At 58.9% G+C, this 20468-nt stretch carries 18 protein-coding genes; 3 read left to right on the top strand and 15 right to left on the bottom strand.

Annotated features, from left to right (window positions below):
• Positions 1–29 precede the first annotated feature (29 nt).
• The 3 genes from JJ889_RS11730 to JJ889_RS11720 all read right to left on the bottom strand — a co-directional run bounded on the left by JJ889_RS11730 (position 30) and on the right by JJ889_RS11720 (position 4699).
• Complete coding sequence (locus JJ889_RS11730; protein ID WP_291895320.1) at positions 30–2438, bottom strand: M1 family metallopeptidase; 2409 nt, start codon at positions 2436–2438, stop codon at positions 30–32.
• Between the two features lie 105 nt (positions 2439–2543).
• Complete coding sequence (locus tag JJ889_RS11725) at positions 2544–3887, bottom strand: hypothetical protein (RefSeq protein WP_291895317.1); 1344 nt, start codon at positions 3885–3887, stop codon at positions 2544–2546.
• A 47-nt stretch (positions 3888–3934) separates the two neighbouring features.
• Positions 3935–4699 (bottom strand): hypothetical protein, encoded by a 765-nt coding sequence (locus tag JJ889_RS11720; protein ID WP_291895315.1) that lies wholly within the window; start codon positions 4697–4699, stop codon positions 3935–3937.
• A gap of 259 nt (positions 4700–4958) precedes the next feature.
• Between JJ889_RS11720 and JJ889_RS11715 the strand changes: the two genes are divergently transcribed.
• A complete protein-coding gene (locus tag JJ889_RS11715) occupies positions 4959–6617 on the top strand; it encodes an AMP-binding protein (RefSeq protein WP_291895313.1) in 1659 nt (552 codons plus the stop codon).
• 67 nt (positions 6618–6684) lie between these two features.
• Here JJ889_RS11715 and JJ889_RS11710 read toward each other — a convergent pair whose 3' ends face one another.
• Entirely contained in the window at positions 6685–7374 is a 690-nt protein-coding gene (locus JJ889_RS11710) for a polymer-forming cytoskeletal protein (protein ID WP_291895311.1), read from the bottom strand.
• Positions 7375–7472: 98 nt separating this feature from the next.
• A complete protein-coding gene (lpdA, locus tag JJ889_RS11705) occupies positions 7473–8873 on the bottom strand; it encodes a dihydrolipoyl dehydrogenase (protein ID WP_291895308.1) in 1401 nt (466 codons plus the stop codon).
• 135 nt (positions 8874–9008) lie between these two features.
• Here lpdA and JJ889_RS11700 point away from each other — a divergent pair, with 135 nt between their 5' ends.
• Positions 9009–9929: a haloalkane dehalogenase gene (locus JJ889_RS11700; RefSeq protein ID WP_291895306.1), complete on the top strand. Its 921-nt coding sequence runs from the start codon at positions 9009–9011 to the stop codon at positions 9927–9929.
• Here the strand turns inward: JJ889_RS11700 and JJ889_RS11695 are convergent.
• The 10 genes from JJ889_RS11695 to eno all read right to left on the bottom strand — a co-directional run bounded on the left by JJ889_RS11695 (position 9926) and on the right by eno (position 18795).
• Positions 9926–10297 (bottom strand): cupin domain-containing protein, encoded by a 372-nt coding sequence (locus tag JJ889_RS11695; RefSeq protein WP_291895304.1) that lies wholly within the window; start codon positions 10295–10297, stop codon positions 9926–9928. The genes JJ889_RS11700 and JJ889_RS11695 overlap by 4 nt on opposite strands.
• A 51-nt stretch (positions 10298–10348) precedes the next feature.
• Positions 10349–11131 carry an acyl-CoA thioesterase gene (locus tag JJ889_RS11690; protein WP_291895301.1) on the bottom strand — a complete coding sequence of 261 codons (783 nt, stop codon included), beginning with the start codon at positions 11129–11131 and terminating at the stop codon, positions 10349–10351.
• A gap of 10 nt (positions 11132–11141) precedes the next feature.
• Entirely contained in the window at positions 11142–12449 is a 1308-nt protein-coding gene (locus JJ889_RS11685) for a pyruvate dehydrogenase complex dihydrolipoamide acetyltransferase (protein WP_291895299.1), read from the bottom strand.
• 166 nt (positions 12450–12615) lie between these two features.
• Positions 12616–13668, bottom strand: a complete 1053-nt coding sequence (locus JJ889_RS11680) for a serine hydrolase (RefSeq protein ID WP_291895297.1) — start codon at positions 13666–13668, stop codon at positions 12616–12618.
• A 96-nt stretch (positions 13669–13764) separates the two neighbouring features.
• On the bottom strand, positions 13765–14172 hold the full coding sequence (locus JJ889_RS11675) for a GFA family protein (protein ID WP_291895295.1): 408 nt from the start codon (positions 14170–14172) through the stop codon (positions 13765–13767).
• 4 nt (positions 14173–14176) lie between these two features.
• Positions 14177–15553: a pyruvate dehydrogenase complex E1 component subunit beta gene (locus JJ889_RS11670; protein ID WP_291895293.1), complete on the bottom strand. Its 1377-nt coding sequence runs from the start codon at positions 15551–15553 to the stop codon at positions 14177–14179.
• Between the two features lie 18 nt (positions 15554–15571).
• Positions 15572–15982, bottom strand: coding sequence for a hypothetical protein (locus JJ889_RS11665; protein ID WP_291895291.1), 411 nt, complete (start codon positions 15980–15982; stop codon positions 15572–15574).
• A 2-nt stretch (positions 15983–15984) separates the two neighbouring features.
• Positions 15985–16977: a pyruvate dehydrogenase (acetyl-transferring) E1 component subunit alpha gene (gene pdhA, locus JJ889_RS11660; protein WP_291895289.1), complete on the bottom strand. Its 993-nt coding sequence runs from the start codon at positions 16975–16977 to the stop codon at positions 15985–15987.
• 155 nt (positions 16978–17132) lie between these two features.
• The gene (locus JJ889_RS11655; RefSeq protein WP_291895287.1) at positions 17133–17438 is read right to left on the bottom strand and encodes a septum formation initiator family protein; all 306 of its coding nucleotides are present in this window, start codon (positions 17436–17438) and stop codon (positions 17133–17135) included.
• Positions 17439–17520: 82 nt separating this feature from the next.
• Entirely contained in the window at positions 17521–18795 is a 1275-nt protein-coding gene (eno, locus tag JJ889_RS11650; protein WP_291895286.1) for a phosphopyruvate hydratase, read from the bottom strand.
• A 218-nt stretch (positions 18796–19013) separates the two neighbouring features.
• Here eno and JJ889_RS11645 point away from each other — a divergent pair, with 218 nt between their 5' ends.
• On the top strand, positions 19014–20417 hold the full coding sequence (locus JJ889_RS11645; RefSeq protein ID WP_291895284.1) for a pyridoxal-dependent decarboxylase: 1404 nt from the start codon (positions 19014–19016) through the stop codon (positions 20415–20417).
• The last annotated feature ends 51 nt before the right edge of the window (positions 20418–20468 follow it).

Genomic DNA, 20468 nt, shown 5'->3' with positions numbered 1-20468 from the left:
CTGCGAGTATCAGTCGAAGCTTGCTCATCTTACTCCGAACGCGTGCGGACGCTGTCGCGGCTCACGCGGCGGTCCATATCGCTCATCATGTTGGAGCGGGAGCCCTGACCGGAACGGTAAAGCTCCAGACGGGTCGGCTCAATGCGCGGCGGATAATGGTTATCCGAACGATCAGCATCAGCGGTCTCGTGCAGCGGGTCCAGCTCGACGGAAACGACCTCCTGATCGGTGATGTAGGACCAGGTGATGTTCGCCGGGTTGTAACGCCAGACTTCGGCCGGGATGCGAACGAGCTCGGTGTTTCCGTTTGCAAAGGTGAATTCCAGGATGACCGGCATGACGAGGCCGCCCTGGTTCGACAGCTCGATGTAATAGATACGATCGCCGCTATCCAGGATGTCACGCTCATAATCTTCCAGACCGTCGCGGAAACGCTCATAGGCTTCACGCTCGCGATTGGTCACCGTGTGAACATCACGCGAGGAATAGAAGTCGACGACTTCCGGATTGTCCTCGGCGTAGAAGCGAATGCCTTCAGCCATATTGTAGGCCTGGGTCCGGCTTTCGCCACGCGCTTCATCGGCAGCACGATCCAGTGCGTTCTCGATTTCCGGATTTTCGGTGTTGAACATTCCCTCGGTGACGTTGTCGATGGAGATATCGACATGGTCGGTGGAGTAGAACCAGCCACGCCAGAACCAGTCGAGATCCATACCGGAAACCTCTTCCATCGTGCGGAAGAAATCATACGGCGTCGGACGCTTGAAACGCCAGCGACGGGAATAGGTACGGAAAGCCTCGTCAAACAGCTCGCGACCCATGATCGTCTCACGCAGAATGTTCAGCGCGACGGTCGGCTTGCCATAGGCATTCCAGCCAAACTGACGGATCGAGTCAGACTGCGTCATGATCGGCATCTGATTGGACGACGTCATATAGGTCACTGCGGAGTGCGGATCGCCGCGACGCATCACCCAGTCTTCTTCCCACTGGCGCTCGGCCTGGTATTCGAGGAAGGAGTTCAGGCCTTCATCCATCCAGGTCCACTGGCGCTCGTCGGAATTGACGACCATCGGGAAATAGATGTGGCCAATCTCGTGGATAATCACACCGATCAGGCCGTTACGGGCACGACGAGAATAGGTCATGTTGCCATCACTATCCACGGTCGGACGACCATAGGTGCCACCATTGAAGGTGATCATCGGGTATTCCATACCGCCAACCGGACCGGCAACGGACTGCGCTGTCGGGTACGGATACGGGAAGGCAAAATCGTTGTAGACGTTCAGCGTATGCTCAACAGCCCGTGTGGAGAAAGTGGACCAGAGCGGCTCGCTCTCGTTCGGATAAAAGGACATCGCCATAACGAGATCAGGGGCATCGCCCTCACCGTCCTGCTCGATCCCCTGAGCGTCCCAGATAAACTTGCGGGATGCCGCGAAAGCGAAATCGCGGACATTGGCCGCGGCAAACTCCCAAGTCGCCTCGGACCGTGTACCACGGCGTTCATTGGCGCGGGCCTCGGCAGGCGTCACGATGAAGACCGGCTCATCTGCGGTGCGGGCCTCGGCGAGACGCTCACGCTGCGCCTGGGTCAGAACCTCTTCGCCATTGGTCAGTTCACCCGTGGCAGCAACGATGAAGTCCTGCGGCACGGTGATGGAGACATTATAGTCGCCAAATTCCAGGCCGAATTCACCGGCACCCAGGAAGACCTTGTTGTGCCAGCCTTCATAGTCGGAAAAGACAGCAGCACGCGGAAACCACTGAGCAACCTGGAAAATGCAGTCCGCGCCCGTATCCTCAGTCTCCTCAAAACACTCCTTGCCGGCCCGTCCGCCAATACGAAGCGCCTCGACAAGGCGATAATTCCACTCGATCGTGAAAGTGACGCTGTCGCCGGTTTCCAGGACATCATCCAGATCGATACGCATGAGCGTGTCGACGATAGTGAAATCCATCGGCTCGCCATTCGCATCCGTGACTGCGGTGACGTTGAAACCGTAGCCATTCTCTTCGATCATCTGGCGGCGACGCATGGAATACGCGGAAACACCATCCGGAGCGCCATTTCCAGCCGTGGCCGTGACATTCGCCATGCTGTCGGGACGGAAACGGTTCTGGTCCAGCAGGAACCAGAGGAAGTCCAGCGTGTCCGGAGCATTGTTTGTATAGGTGACGGTCTCGGTCGCCGTCAGGACATCCGTGCGCTCGTTCAGGTGAACATCGATGTCGTAATCGACATCCTGCTGCCAGTAGTCCGGACCCGGCGCGCCGGTGGCACGGCGTTCGCGGTTCGGAGACGGCCAATCCTCGTCTTCGAGCTGACGGAAGGCATCCCGCCAATCGCTGGATGTCTGTCGGATTGGCTGGGCATCCGCGAGACTGAAGCTCGCGACGGATGCAGCCAATGCAATAAGTGAAAGTGTACGCATTTCCCCTCGCCTCGTTTCTAGAGCAGGCTAGTTCCCTCGGCGGCGGAGCGTATAGGGTCAGTCAGGCGGGCACCAGCCCACCTGACTGAAATGTCATGATTGAAATTATGCCGGGTCTGGCTCGGCTTCAATTTCCGGTTCCGGGTCACGGCGCGGCGGCTCGGAGCGTTGGGATGTCTCGTCCTGATTCTTGTTACCAAAGGACAGCATCCAGGCGCCAAGACCTGCGGCCCAGGTCAGGAACGCGACCGGGATTCCAATGGCGCCAACTTGCGAAAGAGCAAAGAGCGCGACCAGTACCAACAACAAGGACAGTGATCGCATCGCCAAACCCAATCCGCGTTCCGCGTGGCTGCGATTGAAGATGAGGTCTCCAATCACGATCCCACCGAATGCAAAACCAAGCAGCATTACCCAGGGATAAAGCGGCCAGACCAAAAGTATGAGCGGAATACCGATAATTGTTATCGCCAGAAGTACCGTCAACATCACCATTGCAACGATCGACATCGGAATAGCGACAAAACCGAGCACCATGGAAGCGATCGGACGAGACCGGAAGGTCCGCGCAATCTTGCCGACACCGCGTGGGGTCAGGAGCACTGCAAACACCCCGAGAAGGAATGAAAGCCCGTAGAATGTCGCTCCGAAAAACTTCTCAGGAGAGCCCATTAGTCTGACTGGACCGTCGATTTGGAAATCGACCTTGTTCCAGTGACGGGCTCCAAAATTGAACCCTTCTTCTTCGTAGGAATCATCCGGAACGACCGCACCCGCTTCGATCACGGGCTCGGACGGGCCACGAACCCGCAACGGCGCCGAGAACTCCGCACCAGCGGCGACGCGTACGTCTTCAGCAAGAATCTCGACTTCATCGAGGAAACGGCCCGAGAGCACAACTTCCTCGGCTTCGATCGAGATTCGGCCTTCAAAGCGCCCATCCATATGGACTTCAGCACCGATTATCTCCGCTTTGCCTGCGATCGAGCTCGCATCCGTCAGGCGGATGTAACCGCCAGCAATATGGGCGTCATCACCTACTGTGGATCCTATTTCCACACTGCCACCAGCTGCATTCAGCTCCCCGTGCACCGGGCCGCTGATCTGCAGGCTGCCACCGCCGACATTGATCGTTTCGCGGATTTCGGCTGTGACTTCGATATCGCCGCCAGCCAGGTCCACATCGCCCATGACCAGACCATGAAGCTCCAGATCACCACCGAAGACCTCGAGATTACCGTTCACCGTAGCGTCGATCTCGCCATCACCGGAGATGGCGAAGATATCGCCGTCAATCTCTCCATTGATGCGCATCTGACCGCCGAAGAAGTGCACATCGTCGCTGGAGCCATTGATGTTCAGGTCGCCGCCAATAACCTGGGCGCCGGCTGAAGATCCCAACGTCAGGACGGCCAGCCCCCCGGCCGTCAGTATATGTCTAATATTCATGCGTCTCGCTCCCTGTGCCCCCCGGCAGACAGGTTTTCGAATTGAATTCAGTCGATCAGGTCGTCGCAATCGACGCCATCACGCGGAATATAGGAAATGTTTGATCGTCCCCGAACATCCGACGAATCAGGCTCGTTTTCAGCCCAGACCGTCAGGCTTTCGCCTACCGAGGCGCCACGTTCAAACTCGATCGTGATGCCGCACACTTCTCCACCGCCACGCAACTCGCCAGAGATAACGATCAGGCCGTGCTCCGGATCGTTCCTGCGACGACGGCGAATTTCCTTGGCAGCCACCAGCTCGACTTCTCCGTCGACGGTGCTGCGAATAATCATGTGGTCCGCATGCGCGTTGAGGTCACGCCCGATCGACGCTTCGATCAGCATGTCCCCCGCCGCAAAGGAACCGTCCCGGCCCACCTGGCCGGCCACAAAGAGATCACCCGCAGCGATCTCGACATCTTCTTCGCCAATGCCGTCAAAATTGACGTCGCCACCGGCGATGGCCACATCGTTCGACACGCGGCCGCTGAAATCCACGTCACCTGCAGCGATGGACACGCCGCCGCCGACCTGCAGGTCGTCTGCCGTGACATCACCGCTGACCAGATTCAGATCGCCGCCGAGCTGTCCGCGCAGATCAATATCACCGCCGATTCGGCTGAAATCGCCGCTGCGGTCCAAAACAAGATATCCATCACGTCGCACTTCCGGATTGAAGCTTTTGCTATCGTCGTCGCCAACAACGATGACGCAACCGGAAAGAAGGGTCGCTCCCAGCATTGACGCGGTTGCGATCAGGGCCTTACGCATTTGAATCTCCTAAGTTCGCAGTCGCTACTGCGATGTTTTAGACGCTCCCCAGCATTCATTGGGAACTTACATTATCGAAAAACGATATCAAGAAATTTTTTGATAAACGATAAATATTTAATGTTTTCCGAGATAATGCGCTTTAGTCCACAAACTGGAATGGCACTCAGCTCTTCCCTCCCCGCCGGTTCGCAGTAATATCCAGCAATCAAAAGTGTGCCGCTAAAACATTAGAATGGCGGACTTCCGGGAGGATTGAATGGCGGTTGATTCTGCCGCTGGTGAACCGATTGCGACGGCAATCGAGCAACCGGCCGACAAGATTTACGAGGGTGACAAGTTCGACGAGAACCGCATCCGCAAGTCAATATTCGAAGGCCTGCTGCAATCACGCGGCCGTTACGGTGGCAAGAAGGTTGCCGCGATCGACGCGGATGGACGCGAGCTCAGCTACAACGAACTGATTCAGGCTGCATTTGCTCTCGGTCATGCTCTCAAGGCGGGCACTGAAAAGGGCGAAGCCGTCGCGATCCTGCTGCCAACCGGGGTTGGTGCAATCGTATCTATCTTCGCAGTCTCCGCCTATGGCCGTGTGCCGGCTATGCTGAACTTCACTGCGGGCGAGGCGGCGATTAAGTCCGCTTGTATAGCCAGCAAATGCAAACGCATCGTGACAGCGCACCGCTTCATTGAACTCGGCGAATTGCAGGCGCTCGAAGAGTCGCTGGCGGCTGACCATGAGATGATCTATCTCGAGGATGTCCGTGAGAATCTGAGCATCAAGGACAAGATTGCGGCTGCAGTTGGAACGATCGCGCCCTGGGCGGTCCGCGCATGGCCTGATCCTGATGACGCAGCAGTCTACCTCTTCACATCCGGTACCGAGGGGCAGCCGAAGGGCGTGGTGCTCAGCCACGCCAATCTGCTGGCCAATGTTGAACAGGTCCGTGATCACATCACGCTTCTGCCAACAGATGTGCTTTTCAACCCGATGCCGACCTTCCACAGTTTCGGCCTGACGGGCGGGGTTCTGTTACCAATCAACCTGGGCATACCGGCGATCTGTCACCCGACGCCGCTGCAGGCAAAGACCATCGTCAAACGGGTTGCCGAAACAGGCGCAACGATCCTGTTCGCCACTGACACCTTTATCAATCAATACGCCCGCGCGGCCGACAAGAAGGATTTGTCCAGCCTGCGCATGGCGGTGTGCGGTGCCGAGCGCGTCAAGGACGAGACCCGCACCATGCTCAAGGACAAGTTCGAGGTCGATATTGTTGAAGGCTATGGCCTGACCGAAGCGGCCCCGGTGCTTGCCGTGAACCAGCCCGACGCGAACAAACCTGGCACCGTTGGTCGCCTCCTGCCTGGCGCCAAGGCAAAGCTGATTCCCGTCAATGGAATTGATGATGGCGGACAGCTTCACATCTCAGGGCCCAATATCATGCGTGGCTATATCCGCCCGTCAGCGCCCCTGGTTCTGGAAGAACCGGCGGACGGCTGGCACGACACGGGTGATATCGTGGCGATCGATGACGAGGGCTTTCTCAGAATCCGCGGCCGGGTCAAACGCTTTGCCAAGCTTGGTGGGGAAATGGTCTCTCTCGCTGTTGTCGAAAATTGCGCAACATCGCTTTGGCCCGACAGCATGCATGCAGCAGCTGCGATCCCGGACAAGCGCAAGGGAGAGCAAATCATTCTGCTGACCACCTACAAGAATGCCGGGCGCGCTGATTTTTTGGCCTTCGCGAAAAATCATGGCGTGACCGAGCTCGCAGTGCCCAAGAAGATCGTGATTGTCGACGAGATCCCTGTTCTTGGAACCGGCAAGACCAATTACGGCCGTGTCCAGGCCATGGTAAACGAGGCGATGGCCGAACCACCGGTCACAGCCGTCGAGCCCGAGCCAGCGCAGTAGCGCTTGAAAGATGCAGACACTAAAAGGCCCGGACAATCCGGGCCTTTTCTTTTGATGTTGTCAGTTCCTAGCCGTGGCGACTGAAACGTTCGTGTTCGAATTTCTCGCAATCGCGTCCGTCGAGATCAATGAACTCCGCGCCGGACGGCAAGCGATCCGGCCGGCTGTCCGAGACAAAGAGAAAATCGCCCTCGAAACGCGCGGCGCTGGTGATTTCGATCTCGGTTGAACAAATGGCTCCACCGCCCAGAAATTCACCCGCCAGCGTCAGGTCACCGCTCTTGCGGTTCCCATGCCCCTCAAATTCGAAGCCCTGGAGAAAACGACCGCGAATCGTGGCGCGAGAGGCCGCGATCTCGACCGGGCCGCGCATTTCACCATCCAGACGCAGTCGTGCCGCGGCAATTTCCGTATGGCCTTCGATGATCGCATCGACATGCGCAGTGGCAGCAGCGATTTCGGCATCACCCGCGACAGTTCCGTTGAACCGAAGACGTGCTCCGGCAGCTGAGAGATTGCCGCCGACGTCGGCGTTGGAACGCACTGTGGCACCCGCCACGTCCAGATCGCCATCAATATCACCGTCAGCACGCACGATCATGCCGGCAAACTCGGCATCTCCGGTTACATCGACATTGCGTGAGGAAACCAGTCCGGCAGATTCAACGGAACGGTGCTCATCCGGACCATAGCTGGAATAGGTGCAGGCTGATACGGCCAGGGCCGAAACCGTGATTATCGCCAGATTGCGCAACATGATGTCCTCCGCAGGGTGTGCTTTCAGACCCTATGATGCATGCGGAGACGATTTTGCATGCAGGGAATGCTCCTGAACACATCCCCTGCCCCGAACTCCTACATGTGGATGACCTTGTCATAGGCGTCGAGGACGCTTTCGTGCATCATTTCCGACAAGGTCGGGTGCGGGAAGACAGTGTGCATGAGGTCTTCCTCGGTCGTTTCCAGCTGACGCGCAACGACATAACCCTGGATCATCTCGGTGACTTCCGCACCGATCATGTGAGCGCCCAGGAGTTCACCGGTTTTCTTGTCGAAAATCGTCTTCACCAAGCCCTGGTCGTCACCCAGCGCGATAGCCTTGCCGTTACCCACAAAGGGGAACCGACCAACCTTAATGTCGTAGCCGGCTTCCTTAGCCTTGGCCTCGGTGAGACCGACCGAAGCGACCTGCGGGTGGCAATACGTACATCCCGGGATATTCGACGTCTCGAAGGCGTGAACATCGAGGCCGGCGATCTTCTCAACACAGACCACACCTTCGTGAGACGCCTTGTGGGCCAGCCAGGGCGGCCCGGCGACATCACCGATGGCATAGAGGCCTTTTACATTGGTGCGTCCGAAACCATCATTGACGATATGGCCACGGTCGACCTTGGCACCCAGCGCTTCAAGGCCGAGATTCTCGACATTGCCGACAATACCGATCGCCAGGATGACTTTCTCGACCTCGACAATCTGGACCTTGCCCTTGGCGTCCTTGACGTGAACCTTGACGGTCTTGGGGCCCTTGTCGAGCTTTTCGACCTGGGCTCCTGTCATCAGATTCATGCCCTGTTTCTTGAAAGCCTTCGCAGCGAGCTTGGAAATTTCCTCATCCTCGACCGGCAGGACACGATCCATCATTTCGACAACAGTTACATCCGCGCCCATCGTCTTGTAGAAACTCGCGAACTCGATCCCGATCGCGCCCGAACCGATGACCAGCAGAGATTTCGGCATCTCCTTGGGCACCATGGCTTCACGATAGGTCCAGATCTTGTCACCGTCCGGCTCAAGTCCTGCTGCCGGCACGGTGCGCGCCCGGGCTCCCGTGGCCAGGATGACGTGTTTGGCAGAGTAGGACTTGCCGGCCACAACGACGTTCGGAGCCACGCCGCCCTTGCTCAGCTTGGCCTCACCCTCGATCACGTCGACCTTGTTCTTTTTCAGAAGCATGCCGATCCCGCTCGAGAGGCGGTTGGCAACACCGCGCGAGCGTTTGACGATTGCCTCGATGTCGTAACTGATCTTCTCTGCCTTTAGACCGAAATCAGACGCGTGCTGCATGAGATGATAGACCTCGGAGGTCCGCAAAAGGGCCTTGGTCGGGATACAGCCCCAGTTCAGACAGATACCACCCAAATGCTCCCGCTCGACGACGGCCACCTTCATGCCCAGCTGGGCTGCCCGGATCGCGGCGACATAGCCGCCGGGACCACCACCGATAACGATAACATCATAAGCTGTTGCAGGCATGGGCGTGACTTTCTTCGCGTGTGAACGAATTTGCGGAATTCGATTTTTCTCCTAGCAGCGAACCCGGTTCGGATCAATGCTGGCGAGGCCCGCGGACGGGGATTACTCTGACGCGCGATAAACGGGAGGAAAATTATGGTCGATACAGTACTTAAAGCGCTCCGCACCGATGATGATCGTTTTGCGGATCTGCCTGACTGGCCCTATGCACCAAACTATGTGGATGAGCTGCCTGGATATGAAGGCCTTCGCGTACACTATGTGGATGAAGGACCGAAATCGGACGCACCCGTCTTCCTGTGTCTGCACGGCGAGCCCAGCTGGTCATTCCTCTACAGGAAGATGATCCCGGTCTTCCTTGAAGCCGGTGCCCGCGTGATTGCGCCTGATTTTCTCGGTTTCGGGCGCTCCGACAAGCCGGTCCAAGACGCTGACTACACATTCCATTTCCACCGCAACATGCTCAAGGCCTTTCTCGAGCGCATGGACATCCAGGATGTCTGCCTGGTCTGCCAGGACTGGGGTGGGCTTCTGGGGCTGACCATCCCCAAGGACTATCCGGATCGCTTTACACGCCTGCTGGTGATGAATACCGGGCTGGGTGTCGGACGCCCTGCCGGGGACGGTTTTGACGCCTGGCGCAATTACGTCGCCACGACACCCAATTTCGACGTCGGTGGCTTGATGGCGCGCGCGACACCTGTTCTGAACGAGGCCGAAGTCGCGGCCTATAACGCTCCCTTCCCGTCGGATGATTACAAGGCTGGCGTCCGCCGTTTCCCCATGCTGGTACAGACCTCCCCGGAAATGGAAGGTGTGGACACAGGACTGGCCGCTGCGAAATTCTGGAAGCAAGACTGGCAGGGCGAGAGTTTCATGGCGATCGGGATGCAGGACCCTGTGTTGGGCCCACCAGCCATGCGATCACTCCAACGCCTGATCAGGAATTGTCCGGAACCGATGGAAATTGCTGACGGCGGTCACTTTGTCCAGGAATGGGGTGAACCCATTGCCCGGGCCGCCGTAGAGCGCTTTGGTCTGGACCAAAAGCCCTAGATATCCTCGATGGTCTGGGTCAGGTCACTGTCGGGATTATCGCCGGTGTTCGTGACCCCGGCCTTTTCGAACAGCATGATGTGGACTTCCTCGGTCTTGGCGACCGGGCGATGACGGATTCCCTTGGGGATCACACAGAGCTCACCGGGTCCAAGAATGACCGGGTCCTGTCCCTCGATCTCGATTTCCAGCAAACCACGCGAAATGAAGAACATCTCGTCTTCATCATCATGTTTGTGCCAGTCGAAATGACCTTCGGCCTTGGCCAGCTTGATGTCGTAATTGTCCACCGTGGCGATGCGCTTGGGTGACCACGGCGCTTCGAACTGGCTGTGTTTTTCGTTCAGGGAAATGGACTTCACGGTCATCGGCGATCTCCAGTAGCGGGCACGCACTAGAGGTAGAGAGAGTCGCCCGCCCTAGGCCAGTGGGGGCGCCGTTGTTGGATTGCCCTCGTCATCCAGGGCGACCATAACGTACTCTGCCTCACCGACCAGACGCCGCTCGGCCGTCATCAGGTTTTCCGCTTCCGCCCGCACGCCAACACGCAGTGAAGAGCGTCCAACCTCACGGACTTCTGCAACGACATCAAGCATTTCGCCTTCCTGGGTGGGGGCGATGAAATCGATCTTGTCGGACGCCGCCATGCCGATCTCACAGCGGGCATGCCGTGACGCGGCGATATAGGCAGCCTTGCCCATGATCGACATCGCCCCGCCACCAAACAGCTGGCCCAGATGATTGGTATCGCCAGGGAAGACCAGGCGCAGCGTCCGCGCAGACCCGACCGGTGATGGCGCAAATTCGGGCTTGGCATCGGGGGCTGGAGGCAGGCGTTCCGGATTGGTCTTTCGGTCTGCCGCGACCATGGTGAAGGCACCACGCGTACAGATGCGCCGCTCGCCTGTGCGCAGGTCTTCTGCTGCAAGCTCCACGTCCACGACGAGTGAAGACCGACCTACAAGACGCACCTGGCCGGACAATTCGATCATATTGCCGACATAGGCCGGATTGCGGAAATCGATACGGTCGCAGGATGCCGTTACAAACGGCCGGCGGGCGTGACGCGCGGAGACCAGGAAAGCCACCTTGTCCATCACCGCCATCGCCGCACCACCAAAATACGTACCCTGATGATTGGTCTGTTCCGGGAACACCAGATCGGTATGGCGAATCTCGGCAAGTTGGGAGGTGATGGGCATGATGATCTGCCTACATCAGCATCGTCATCGGGTCTTCAACGAAGGTCTTGAATGCGGCCAGCCATTTCGCACCGGTTGCACCATCCACCACGCGGTGGTCACAGGTCAGGGTGACGGTCATGACATTGGCGATCGCCAGCGCGCCATCCTTGACGACGGGACGCTGCTCGCCAGCGCCAACCGACATGATCATGCCCTGCGGCGGGTTGATGATGGAGGCGAAGGACTTGATGCCGAACATGCCCAGATTGGAGAGCGAGAATGTGCCGCCCTGGAATTCCTCCGGTGCCAGCTTGCGGTCGCGCGCACGCATCGCCAGGTCCTTGGACTCGCGGGAGATCTCGACGAGACCCTTTTGATCCGCATCCTTGATAATCGGCGTGATCAGGCCGCCCTCGATGGCGACGGCCATGGAAACGTCGGCGTGTTTGTGCATGGCAATGCGGCCATCCTCGATCCAGGACGCGTTTGCGGCCGGCACCTTTTTGAGCGCCAGGCCGGCGCACTTAATCAGGATGTCATTGACAGAAACCTTGGCGCCTTCTGCCTCGGCAGCGGCGTTCACGCGTTTGCGGAAATCCAGCAGCTTGTCGATATTACAATCGATATTGAGCGGGAAATGCGGGATATCGCGGAAGCTCTCGGACAGGCGTTTGGCCGAGATCTTGGTGATATTGTCCGCCTTGACGACCTCATAACGCTCAGCCGGGATACCATAGGCTGCCAGCGGCTCGTCATGATCGATGACCGCAGCCGGCGCGGACGGCGTCGCCGCTGCTTGCGGCGCCGCAACGGGGGCTGTCACGCTGGCGCCTTCGACATCGCGCTTGACGATACGGCCATAGGGGCCGGAGCCCGTCAGGCTGGCGAGGTCCAGACCCTTGTCTGCGGCAATACGACGGGCAAGCGGGCTGGCCTTGATTCGGTCTCCCGAGGCAGCGACCGGAGCCGCCAGAGCTGGAGCCGGAGCGGCAGGCGTGGGTGCAGCAGGTGCCGGAGCAGCAGCAACCGGAGCTGGTGCAGGAGCCGCCGCGACCGGTGCCGAACCGGCATTATCCAGCGCAGACGTATCCTCGCCATCTTCGAGCAACAGCGCGATCAGTTCATTGACCTTGACGCCTTCCGTGCCTTCTTCAACCAGGATCTTGCCAACGGTGCCCTCGTCGACGGCTTCAACTTCCATTGTCGCCTTGTCAGTCTCGATCTCGGCAATGACATCGCCGCTCTCGACGGTATCGCCTTCCTTGATGTTCCACTTGGCCAGTGTGCCCTCTTCCATGGTCGGAGACAGGGCGGGCATCAGGATTTCGATTGGCATGGGAGACCCCCAAAAAGGAATGATTTGCACCCGAGATAGCGCAAACAATCCGGGCACACAACACGTTTGGAGGCATTTGCTTCGCTAGCGAATGTTTATTTGCTGCGCACACGGAAAAAGCCCGGGCCAGCAGCCCCGGGCTTTCCGTCACGAGCACTCAGTTGCTTTAGTCCCGGGCAGCACGGATCGCTGCTTGCAGGACCCGGGTATAATCCCGGCCACCCATGCGCGGGCCGCCCTGGATATCCGTGTTCATGCGATTGACGATGACCATGTCCAGGCTCGGGATCACAGTCACATACTGACCGCCATAAGCGGCACCCGTATACATGTCCTGAGGAAGGCCAAACTCTTCGGCAGTTGCTTCATCCGGCACTTTCCACCACATGAAGCCGTATCCACCCATCCAGGCGCCCGGCCATCCGGTGTCGGCATGATCGCCCGTGCTTTCGCGGACCCAGTCCTGGGAGAGGATTTGTTCGCCGTCCCACTCGCCATTTTGTAGGTAGAGCTGGCCGAACAGGGCCACATCCCGCGCAGACAGGCGCATGTGATAGGCAGAGAACATTGTGCCGGGCGCATGCTGGCGATGGGTCTCGAATACGTCGAAATCAGGCATGCAGAGCGGCTCGGCGAACAGGCGCAGGAAAGCGCTGTCGTAATTGCGCCCGGTCGAGCGCTCGAAAATGTGGCCGGCGACGTTGAAGTCCCAGTTATTGTAATACCAGTGCTCACCCGGCGCGTATTCACCGCGCTCCGGTCGGCTCTCGCGCATTTGCGGCGTTTCTGCCGCCGACGGGATGTAGACACCGGACATGGAGGTGATGATGTCGCGGACCGTGGCCGAGCGTTCCTGTTCGGTCAGACCGACAAGATCATCCACCCCCAGCTCCGCCAGCGTCTGGTCGAGCTGCACAGCACCGGCATCCACGGCAATGCCCATCAGCCCGCTCATCAGCGACTTGCGCAGGGAATGCACCATGATCAGGCGATCGGTCTCTCCGTGGGAGAAAACCACCTCACCGCCCCGCACGATCATCATCGCGGTGGATTCGAGATCGGTTGCGAGCTGGTTCAGGCCAGCGAGGTCGGTTTCGGAAAATCCGAGCGCAGCCGGATCTGTGGCGGGTGCAAGCGGATATTCCTCACACCGGTCCTGGGCGAAGGCAGACGTGGAAATGGCCAGCGCAGCGGCGCCGGCAAGTAGATGTTGGAACATGGACAATCCCCGAGCTGTGTGAGCGCGGGCAAATTGCCATGCACGTCAAAACACGGAGATGTCAGCCAGATTGCGTTTCAGAAAGGTGGGCAGGTGTCAGGCCTGGCCTTTGTCGCCGGCGATCTGGTCGATATTCTTTTCCCAGTTGGCACCGTCAAACTCCTGGAAGCGCAATTGCAGGTTCGCCTCTGCATCGAGGGCGCGCAGATTTACCGACCAGCCATCCGGGTGCGAGCGAGGCACATAGAAGGGTTTCACGCCGCACTTGGAACAGAAGAAATGTTTCGCTGTCTTCGACCCGAACTGGTAATTCGTCAGGCTTTCCGCACCCCGTTCGATCTTGAAATCATCCTTCTCGACAATGAGATGGATGAACCCCGTCTTGGCGCAGATCGAGCAATTGCACGACAACGCCACGACATGATCCGGCAAGTTAACTGCAAAACCGACTTCACCGCAGTGACACTCACCATGGCGCCAGGATTTCTCAGGGGAATTGGTCATTGCCTCAGCCTACGTAACAAACTTCCTTCACCGCGCGGACAATATCATCCGTATTCGGCAGGGACAGGGCTTCCAGATTGCCGGCATAGGGCAACGGGACGTCTTCCTGGTGGACGCGAACCGGCGGCGCGTCGAGATAGTCGAACGCGTCCTTGGTCACGACAGCTGCGATCTCGGCGCCGACACCCATACGGCCCCAGCCTTCCTCGACAGTGACCAGGCGGTTGGTCTTCATGACGGACTGAACAACGGTGTCGGTATCGAGCGGACGGATGGTGCGCAGGTCGATGACCTCGGCGGAGATGCCCTGACCTGCCAGGGTCTCTGCAGCCTCGAGCGCGAAACCGACCATGCGGGAATGCGCGGTGATGGTGACATCCGTGCCTTCGCGACGAACCTTGGCCTTGCCGAGCGGCAGGACGTAATCGTCCAGGTCCGGCACATCAAAGCTCTCGCCATAGATCAGCTCGTGCTCGAGGAAGACGACCGGGTTCGGGTCACGAATGGCGGCCTTCAGGAGGCCCTTGGCGTCAGCAGCGTCATACGGCGCGACGACCTTGAGGCCCGGCACATTGCCATACCAGGAAGAATAGTCCTGGGAGTGCTGGGCACCCACGCGGCTGGCGGCCGAGTTAGGGCCGCGGAACACGATCGGGCAACCCATCTGGCCACCGGACATGTAGAGCGTCTTGGCGGCAGAGTTGATGATGTGATCGATCGCCTGCATGGCGAAGTTGAAGGTCATGAATTCAACGATCGGCTTGAGACCGTTGAAGGCAGCGCCCACACCCAGACCGGCAAAGCCGTGTTCGGTAATCGGCGTGTCGACCACGCGCTTGGGCCCAAACTCCTGCAGGAGTTCGCGGGTCACCTTGTAGGCGCCCTGGTATTCAGCGACTTCCTCACCCATGACAAACACCGTGTCGTCACGGCGCATTTCCTCAGCCATCGCGTCACGCAGGGCGTCACGGACCGTGGTGGAGGTGAAGCTGGTTCCGGCCGGAATATCCGGGTCGGCCAGCGACGCGACATTGGTCTGCATCATCGCCGGGCGTTCATCGATAGCCGGTGCGGCTTCAACAGGCGCTGCCTCTGCAACCGGCGCAGACGGTGCGGCAGCCGCTGCAGACACGTCCTCGCCCTCTTCTGCCAGGATGGCGATGACGGCGTTGACCTTGACGTTCTCGGCACCTTCCTCGACCAGAAGCTTGGCGACGGTGCCTTCTTCGACGGCTTCAACTTCCATTGTCGCCTTGTCGGTCTCGATCTCGGCAATCACGTCACCGCTCTCGACGGTGTCGCCTTCCTTGATATTCCACTTGGCGAGCGTGCCCTCTTCCATGGTCGGAGACAGGGCGGGCATCAGGATTTCAATCGACATATCTTCAGTCCTGCAGGATTAGCCGTTTGCGGCTTCAGGCTCGTAACGCAGCGCGTGTTCGCGCATGCGTGTGGCAAATTCGATCAGCGTGTTGAGCGGGCGGATCATCACTTCGATCCGGCACATCTTGCCCTCGTCATTCAGGGTGATGCGGTCGATGGCAGACAGTCCCTTGCCATCAACCGTGCCGGTGAACTCAAGAATGATCTCGTTATCCTTGACCCACTGATCGCGGTATTGGAACCCATCGATCGTGGTGATCACGCCCATCAGGATGTGCAGCAGGTAATGCTTGTCCGCGCTCGGCTTCCAGACGACCGGGGAGTGCAGCTCGCAGCCCTCGGCAATAATCGCCTCGAGACGGTTATGATCGCGGTTTTCCACCGCGCCATGCCATTCATCGAGGAAATGTTGCACCTGTGGAGTCATGCTCAAACCTCCACCAGAACGTCGGTATAAAGCTCGGACGGATCCGGTTCGGGCGACGTCTTGGCGAATTCGGCGCTCTCATTGACGATGGCCTTGACCTCTTTGTCCATGGCCTTGAGCTCGTCTTCGCTGGCCCATTTCTTCTCGAGGATCTTTTCCTTGACCATGTCAATCGGGTCGTGGTGCGAGCGCACTTCATCGACCTCTTCGCGCGAGCGGTATTTGGCCGGGTCGGACATGGAGTGACCGCGATAGCGATAGGTCTTCATTTCCAGGATGTAGGGGCCCTTGCCGGAGCGTGCGTGTTTGGCTGCCTTGTCGGCGGCCTTGCGCACCGCTTCAACATCCATGCCGTCCACGGCCTCGCCCGGGATACCGAAGGAGATGCCACGCTTGTGCAACTCAGTCTCGGAGGAGGCCCGCTTGACCGCGGTGCCCATGGCGTACTGGTTGTTCTCGATCACATAGATGACCGGCAGATTCCAGAGCTTGGCCATGTTGAAACTCTCATACACCTGGCCCTGGTTGGCCGCGCCATCGCCGAAATAGGCAACGGAGACCTTGCCATTGTCCTTGTACCAGTTGGCAAAGCCCAGACCGGTACCCAGCGCGACCTGCGCGCCGACAATGCCGTGGCCACCATAGAAGTTCTTCTCGCGGGAGAACATGTGCATGGAGCCGCCCTTGCCGCGGGAATAGCCGCCCTCGCGCCCCGTCAGCTCGGCCATGACGCCATTCGCGTCCATGCCACAGGCCAGCATATGCGCGTGATCACGATAACCGGTGATGACCTGATCGCCCTCTTCCAGCGCCGCCTGGACACCCACGACAACCGCCTCCTGGCCGATATAGAGGTGACAGAAACCGGCGATGAGACCCATGCCGTAGAGCTGACCTGCTTTTTCCTCGAACCGCCGCATCAGCAGCATGTCCCGATAGTATTGAAGCATTTGCTCTTTCGAAGCGCCTTTGGCGGCAGTACGTTTGGCTGGCATATTTCGCTCGCGAAATTAATTGACGCAGACGCGCCGGGAATTGAGCTGCGACTTATCAGAGTTTGCGGTAACTCTGCAAGATCAAACCCGGTCCATTTGCCAAGAAAGCACGCAAATCGGACTTTCGCTCGAGCTATTCCGTGTGCGAAGAAAAGTTAACGACGGTTGGTCGTGTCGATTTCGACAATGAAATCGCGAGGATGGGCTACATTGAGCACATCACGAGCCCGCTCATCCAGATAATCCAGATCCAGGCTGTCAGAACGCAGCCGCGCCGCGACTTCTTCCATACGCTCGCGCTCAGCGCGGGCCTCGGCCAGCTGGATTTCCGTCTCGCGGATTTCGTTTTCGATGACGAGCCAGTTGAGCACGCCCTGCTCACCGGTCAGGGCGTGATAGCCAAAATAGGCAATCGCCATAGCGATAAAAAAGCTCGGTATGAAGCGCTTGATCGCGTCCACCGCTGGTCACCCTGTCTGCCGGCCATTCGCCGTGTCTAGGGTTCCAACTAGACGCGATCAGCGTGAAGGAAGCGTTACCGGATCAGTAGTTGATCGCGGTATTGCCTGCATAAACAGCGGTATCGGACAGTTCCGACTCGATACGAAGCAGCTGGTTATACTTGGCTGTGCGATCGGCGCGCGCCAGCGAGCCGGTCTTGATTTGACCGCAATTGGTGGCGACGGCCAGGTCGGCAATCGTCGAGTCTTCTGTCTCACCGGAACGATGGCTCATCACAGCGCCGTAACCGGAACGCAGCGCCATGTCGACGGCGTCCAGGGTCTCGGAGAGCGTGCCGATCTGGTTGACCTTGATCAGGATGGCATTGGCGGCACCGATCTCGATGCCGTGGGCCAGGCGCTCCGGATTGGTGACGAAGAGATCATCGCCGACCAGCTGGCATTTGCCGTCGAGGCGATCGGTCAGGGCTTTCCAGCCCTCCCAGTCATCCTCGGCCATGCCGTCTTCGATAGAGATGATCGGGTAGTTGTCGACAAGGCTGCCGAGATAATCCGCGAAACCTTCGGCGTTATAGCTCTCGCCGGAACCGGCCAGCTCATAGCGGCCCGCCTTGTAGAATTCGGTGGATGCCACATCCAGCGCCAGGGCAACTTCCTCACCCGGCTTGTAGCCTGCCTGCTCGATCGCGGCCATGACAGCGTCAAGGGCCTGTTCAGCGGTGGCGATATTCGGGGCGAAACCACCCTCGTCGCCGACATTGGTATTCAGGCCCTGTTTTTTCAGATTGCCCTTCAGCGCGTGGAAGATCTCGGCACCGCAACGCAGGCTTTCCGAGAAACTCGGCAGGCCCACCGGCATGATCATGAATTCCTGGAAGTCGATCGGATTGTCCGCGTGCGCGCCACCATTGAGGATATTCATCATCGGGGTCGGCAGGACACGCGCGTTGAGACCGCCAATATAGCGATAAAGCGGCATGCCCTGGGCGTCGGCCGCGGCCTTGGCAACAGCCATGGACACGCCCAGCATCGCATTGGCGCCGAGGCGGCCCTTGTTGGCAGTGCCGTCCAACTCAATCATCGCCTCGTCGACGCGGCGCTGGTCCTCGGCTTCGAAACCGGCCAGCGACTCGTAGATCTCGCCTTCAACCGACTCGATCGCCTGGCGCACACCCTTGCCACCATAACGCTCGTCGCCATCGCGTTTTTCAACGGCCTCGTGGGCACCGGTCGAAGCTCCGGACGGAACAGCGGCGCGACCGAAGGAACCATCCTCCAGCAACACATCAACTTCAACAGTCGGATTGCCACGGCTGTCGAGGATCTCGCGCGCGATGATATCGGTAATGGCGGTCATGTGTTCAGTCTCCGGAGGAAGAAAGTCTTTCGCGCGCTTCATAACCCAGCCCTCATGCGAAGCAAGGGCTCTCAATTGGTGTTAGCGCAAACCTGCCGCCTTTTCTGCAGGATATCTACGCATAGCCGCTTCCCGGCTGCGGTTTTGAGGTTGTCGCAGGCGTTGCCCGCCTCCCGACGCATGATACCAACGAGGCCAAATCGGGGAGAAACACCACCATGTTGATGTCTGAGTATCATGACTGGGCCAAGCGCCTGGTCGACTGGACGGTACAATACTACGAGGGCCTTAGGGAGCGACCGGTTCGCTCGCCGGCACAGCCCGGAGACACGCTCCACCAGCTTCCTCTTGCCCCTCCGGAGACAGGCGAGGACATGGCCGAGATCTTCAAGGACTTCGAACGCATCGTCCCGGAAGGCATGACCCATTGGCAGCACCCGCGTTTCTTTGCCTATTTCCCGGCCAATACAACCCCGCCGTCCCTGCTCGCGGAGCAATTGGTCTCGGCAATCGCAGCGCAATGCATGTTGTGGCAGACCTCTCCTGCAGCGAACGAGATGGAAACACGCATGGTCGAATGGATGCGTCAGGCCCTTGGCTTGCCAGAAAACCTGCGGGGGGTGATCCATGACAGCGCTTCATCAGCAACGCTGGCCGCGGTGCTGACCATGCGCGAACGTGCGCTGGACTGGGCCGGCATCAAGAGCGGTGCTGCCGGCCAGGGCCAACCGCGCATCTATGCATCCGCCCAGACCCATTCCTCCATCGACAAGGCGGTCTGGATCGCCGGCATCGGTCAGGACAATCTGATTAAGATCGAGACCGACGGGAACTGGTCGATGAAACCCGACGCTCTGGCAGCGCAGATCAAGTCAGATCGCGCAACAGGATATCTGCCGGCCGGAATCGTCGCCTGCACGGGCGGCACATCCATCGGAGCCTGCGACAGGATAGACGCTATCATGGACATCGCCGAGACCGAAGGGCTCTACGTCCATGTCGACGCAGCGTGGGCCGGTTCCGCGATGATCTGTGAAGAACAGCGGGTTCACTGGCGCGGCGTTGAACGCGCCGATTCGATTGTATTCAACCCGCACAAATGGCTGGGCGCGCAGTTTGATTGCTCGATCCAGTTCCTGCGGCACCCCGAAGAACAGGTGCGCACGCTGGGTCTGCGCCCGGACTATCTGGAAACGCTCGGCCAGGACGAGATCGTCAATTACAGCGAGTGGACAGTGCCCCTAGGACGCCGTTTTCGTGCACTGAAGCTCTGGTTTCTCATTCGCAGCTATGGACTGGAGGGCTTGCGCGAACGCATCCGCAATCACATCGCCTGGGCAAAGCTAGCGGAACAAAGGATTGCCGCCCTGCCTGGTTTCACGATCACATCGAACAGCCGTTTCAGTCTGTTCAGCTTCCGCTGGGAACCTGAGGGCCGTGATGGCGATGAGGCCAGCATGGCGCTGCTGGAAGCCATCAATGATGATGGCCGAATTTATCTCACTCAGACGAAGCACCGCGGCGATTTCGTGATTCGCTTCCAGGTCGGACAGTTCGAGACCCGCCGGGAGGATGTGGAGACAGCGATTGCCGTCATCGAGGAAATCTCGACGCGGATTTAGGCAGAAACAAGAAAAGCGCGGCTGGCCAAAGCCAACCGCGCTCTTGAACCT

The sequence above is a fragment of the Maricaulis sp. genome (assembly GCF_017643475.1).
Taxonomy (GTDB): Bacteria; Pseudomonadota; Alphaproteobacteria; order Caulobacterales; family Maricaulaceae; genus Maricaulis.
Note: the sequence above shows the minus strand (reverse complement) of the source record. Positions and strands in the feature narration are given on the sequence as shown.

Bases quoted from the DNA above. Each gene is read 5' to 3' on its own strand.
- JJ889_RS11730 (WP_291895320.1), bottom strand. From the start codon at position 2,438: ATGCGTACACTTTCACTTATTGCATTGGCTGCATCCGTCGCGAGCTTC.
- JJ889_RS11725 (WP_291895317.1), bottom strand. From the start codon at position 3,887: ATGAATATTAGACATATACTGACGGCCGGGGGGCTGGCCGTCCTGACG.
- JJ889_RS11720 (WP_291895315.1), bottom strand. From the start codon at position 4,699: ATGCGTAAGGCCCTGATCGCAACCGCGTCAATGCTGGGAGCGACCCTT.
- JJ889_RS11715 (WP_291895313.1), top strand. From the start codon at position 4,959: ATGGCGGTTGATTCTGCCGCTGGTGAACCGATTGCGACGGCAATCGAG.
- JJ889_RS11710 (WP_291895311.1), bottom strand. From the start codon at position 7,374: ATGTTGCGCAATCTGGCGATAATCACGGTTTCGGCCCTGGCCGTATCA.
- lpdA (WP_291895308.1), bottom strand. From the start codon at position 8,873: ATGCCTGCAACAGCTTATGATGTTATCGTTATCGGTGGTGGTCCCGGC.
- JJ889_RS11700 (WP_291895306.1), top strand. From the start codon at position 9,009: ATGGTCGATACAGTACTTAAAGCGCTCCGCACCGATGATGATCGTTTT.
- JJ889_RS11695 (WP_291895304.1), bottom strand. From the start codon at position 10,297: ATGACCGTGAAGTCCATTTCCCTGAACGAAAAACACAGCCAGTTCGAA.
- JJ889_RS11690 (WP_291895301.1), bottom strand. From the start codon at position 11,131: ATGCCCATCACCTCCCAACTTGCCGAGATTCGCCATACCGATCTGGTG.
- JJ889_RS11685 (WP_291895299.1), bottom strand. From the start codon at position 12,449: ATGCCAATCGAAATCCTGATGCCCGCCCTGTCTCCGACCATGGAAGAG.
- JJ889_RS11680 (WP_291895297.1), bottom strand. From the start codon at position 13,668: ATGTTCCAACATCTACTTGCCGGCGCCGCTGCGCTGGCCATTTCCACG.
- JJ889_RS11675 (WP_291895295.1), bottom strand. From the start codon at position 14,172: ATGACCAATTCCCCTGAGAAATCCTGGCGCCATGGTGAGTGTCACTGC.
- JJ889_RS11670 (WP_291895293.1), bottom strand. From the start codon at position 15,553: ATGTCGATTGAAATCCTGATGCCCGCCCTGTCTCCGACCATGGAAGAG.
- JJ889_RS11665 (WP_291895291.1), bottom strand. From the start codon at position 15,982: ATGACTCCACAGGTGCAACATTTCCTCGATGAATGGCATGGCGCGGTG.
- pdhA (WP_291895289.1), bottom strand. From the start codon at position 16,977: ATGCCAGCCAAACGTACTGCCGCCAAAGGCGCTTCGAAAGAGCAAATG.
- eno (WP_291895286.1), bottom strand. From the start codon at position 18,795: ATGACCGCCATTACCGATATCATCGCGCGCGAGATCCTCGACAGCCGT.
- JJ889_RS11645 (WP_291895284.1), top strand. From the start codon at position 19,014: ATGTTGATGTCTGAGTATCATGACTGGGCCAAGCGCCTGGTCGACTGG.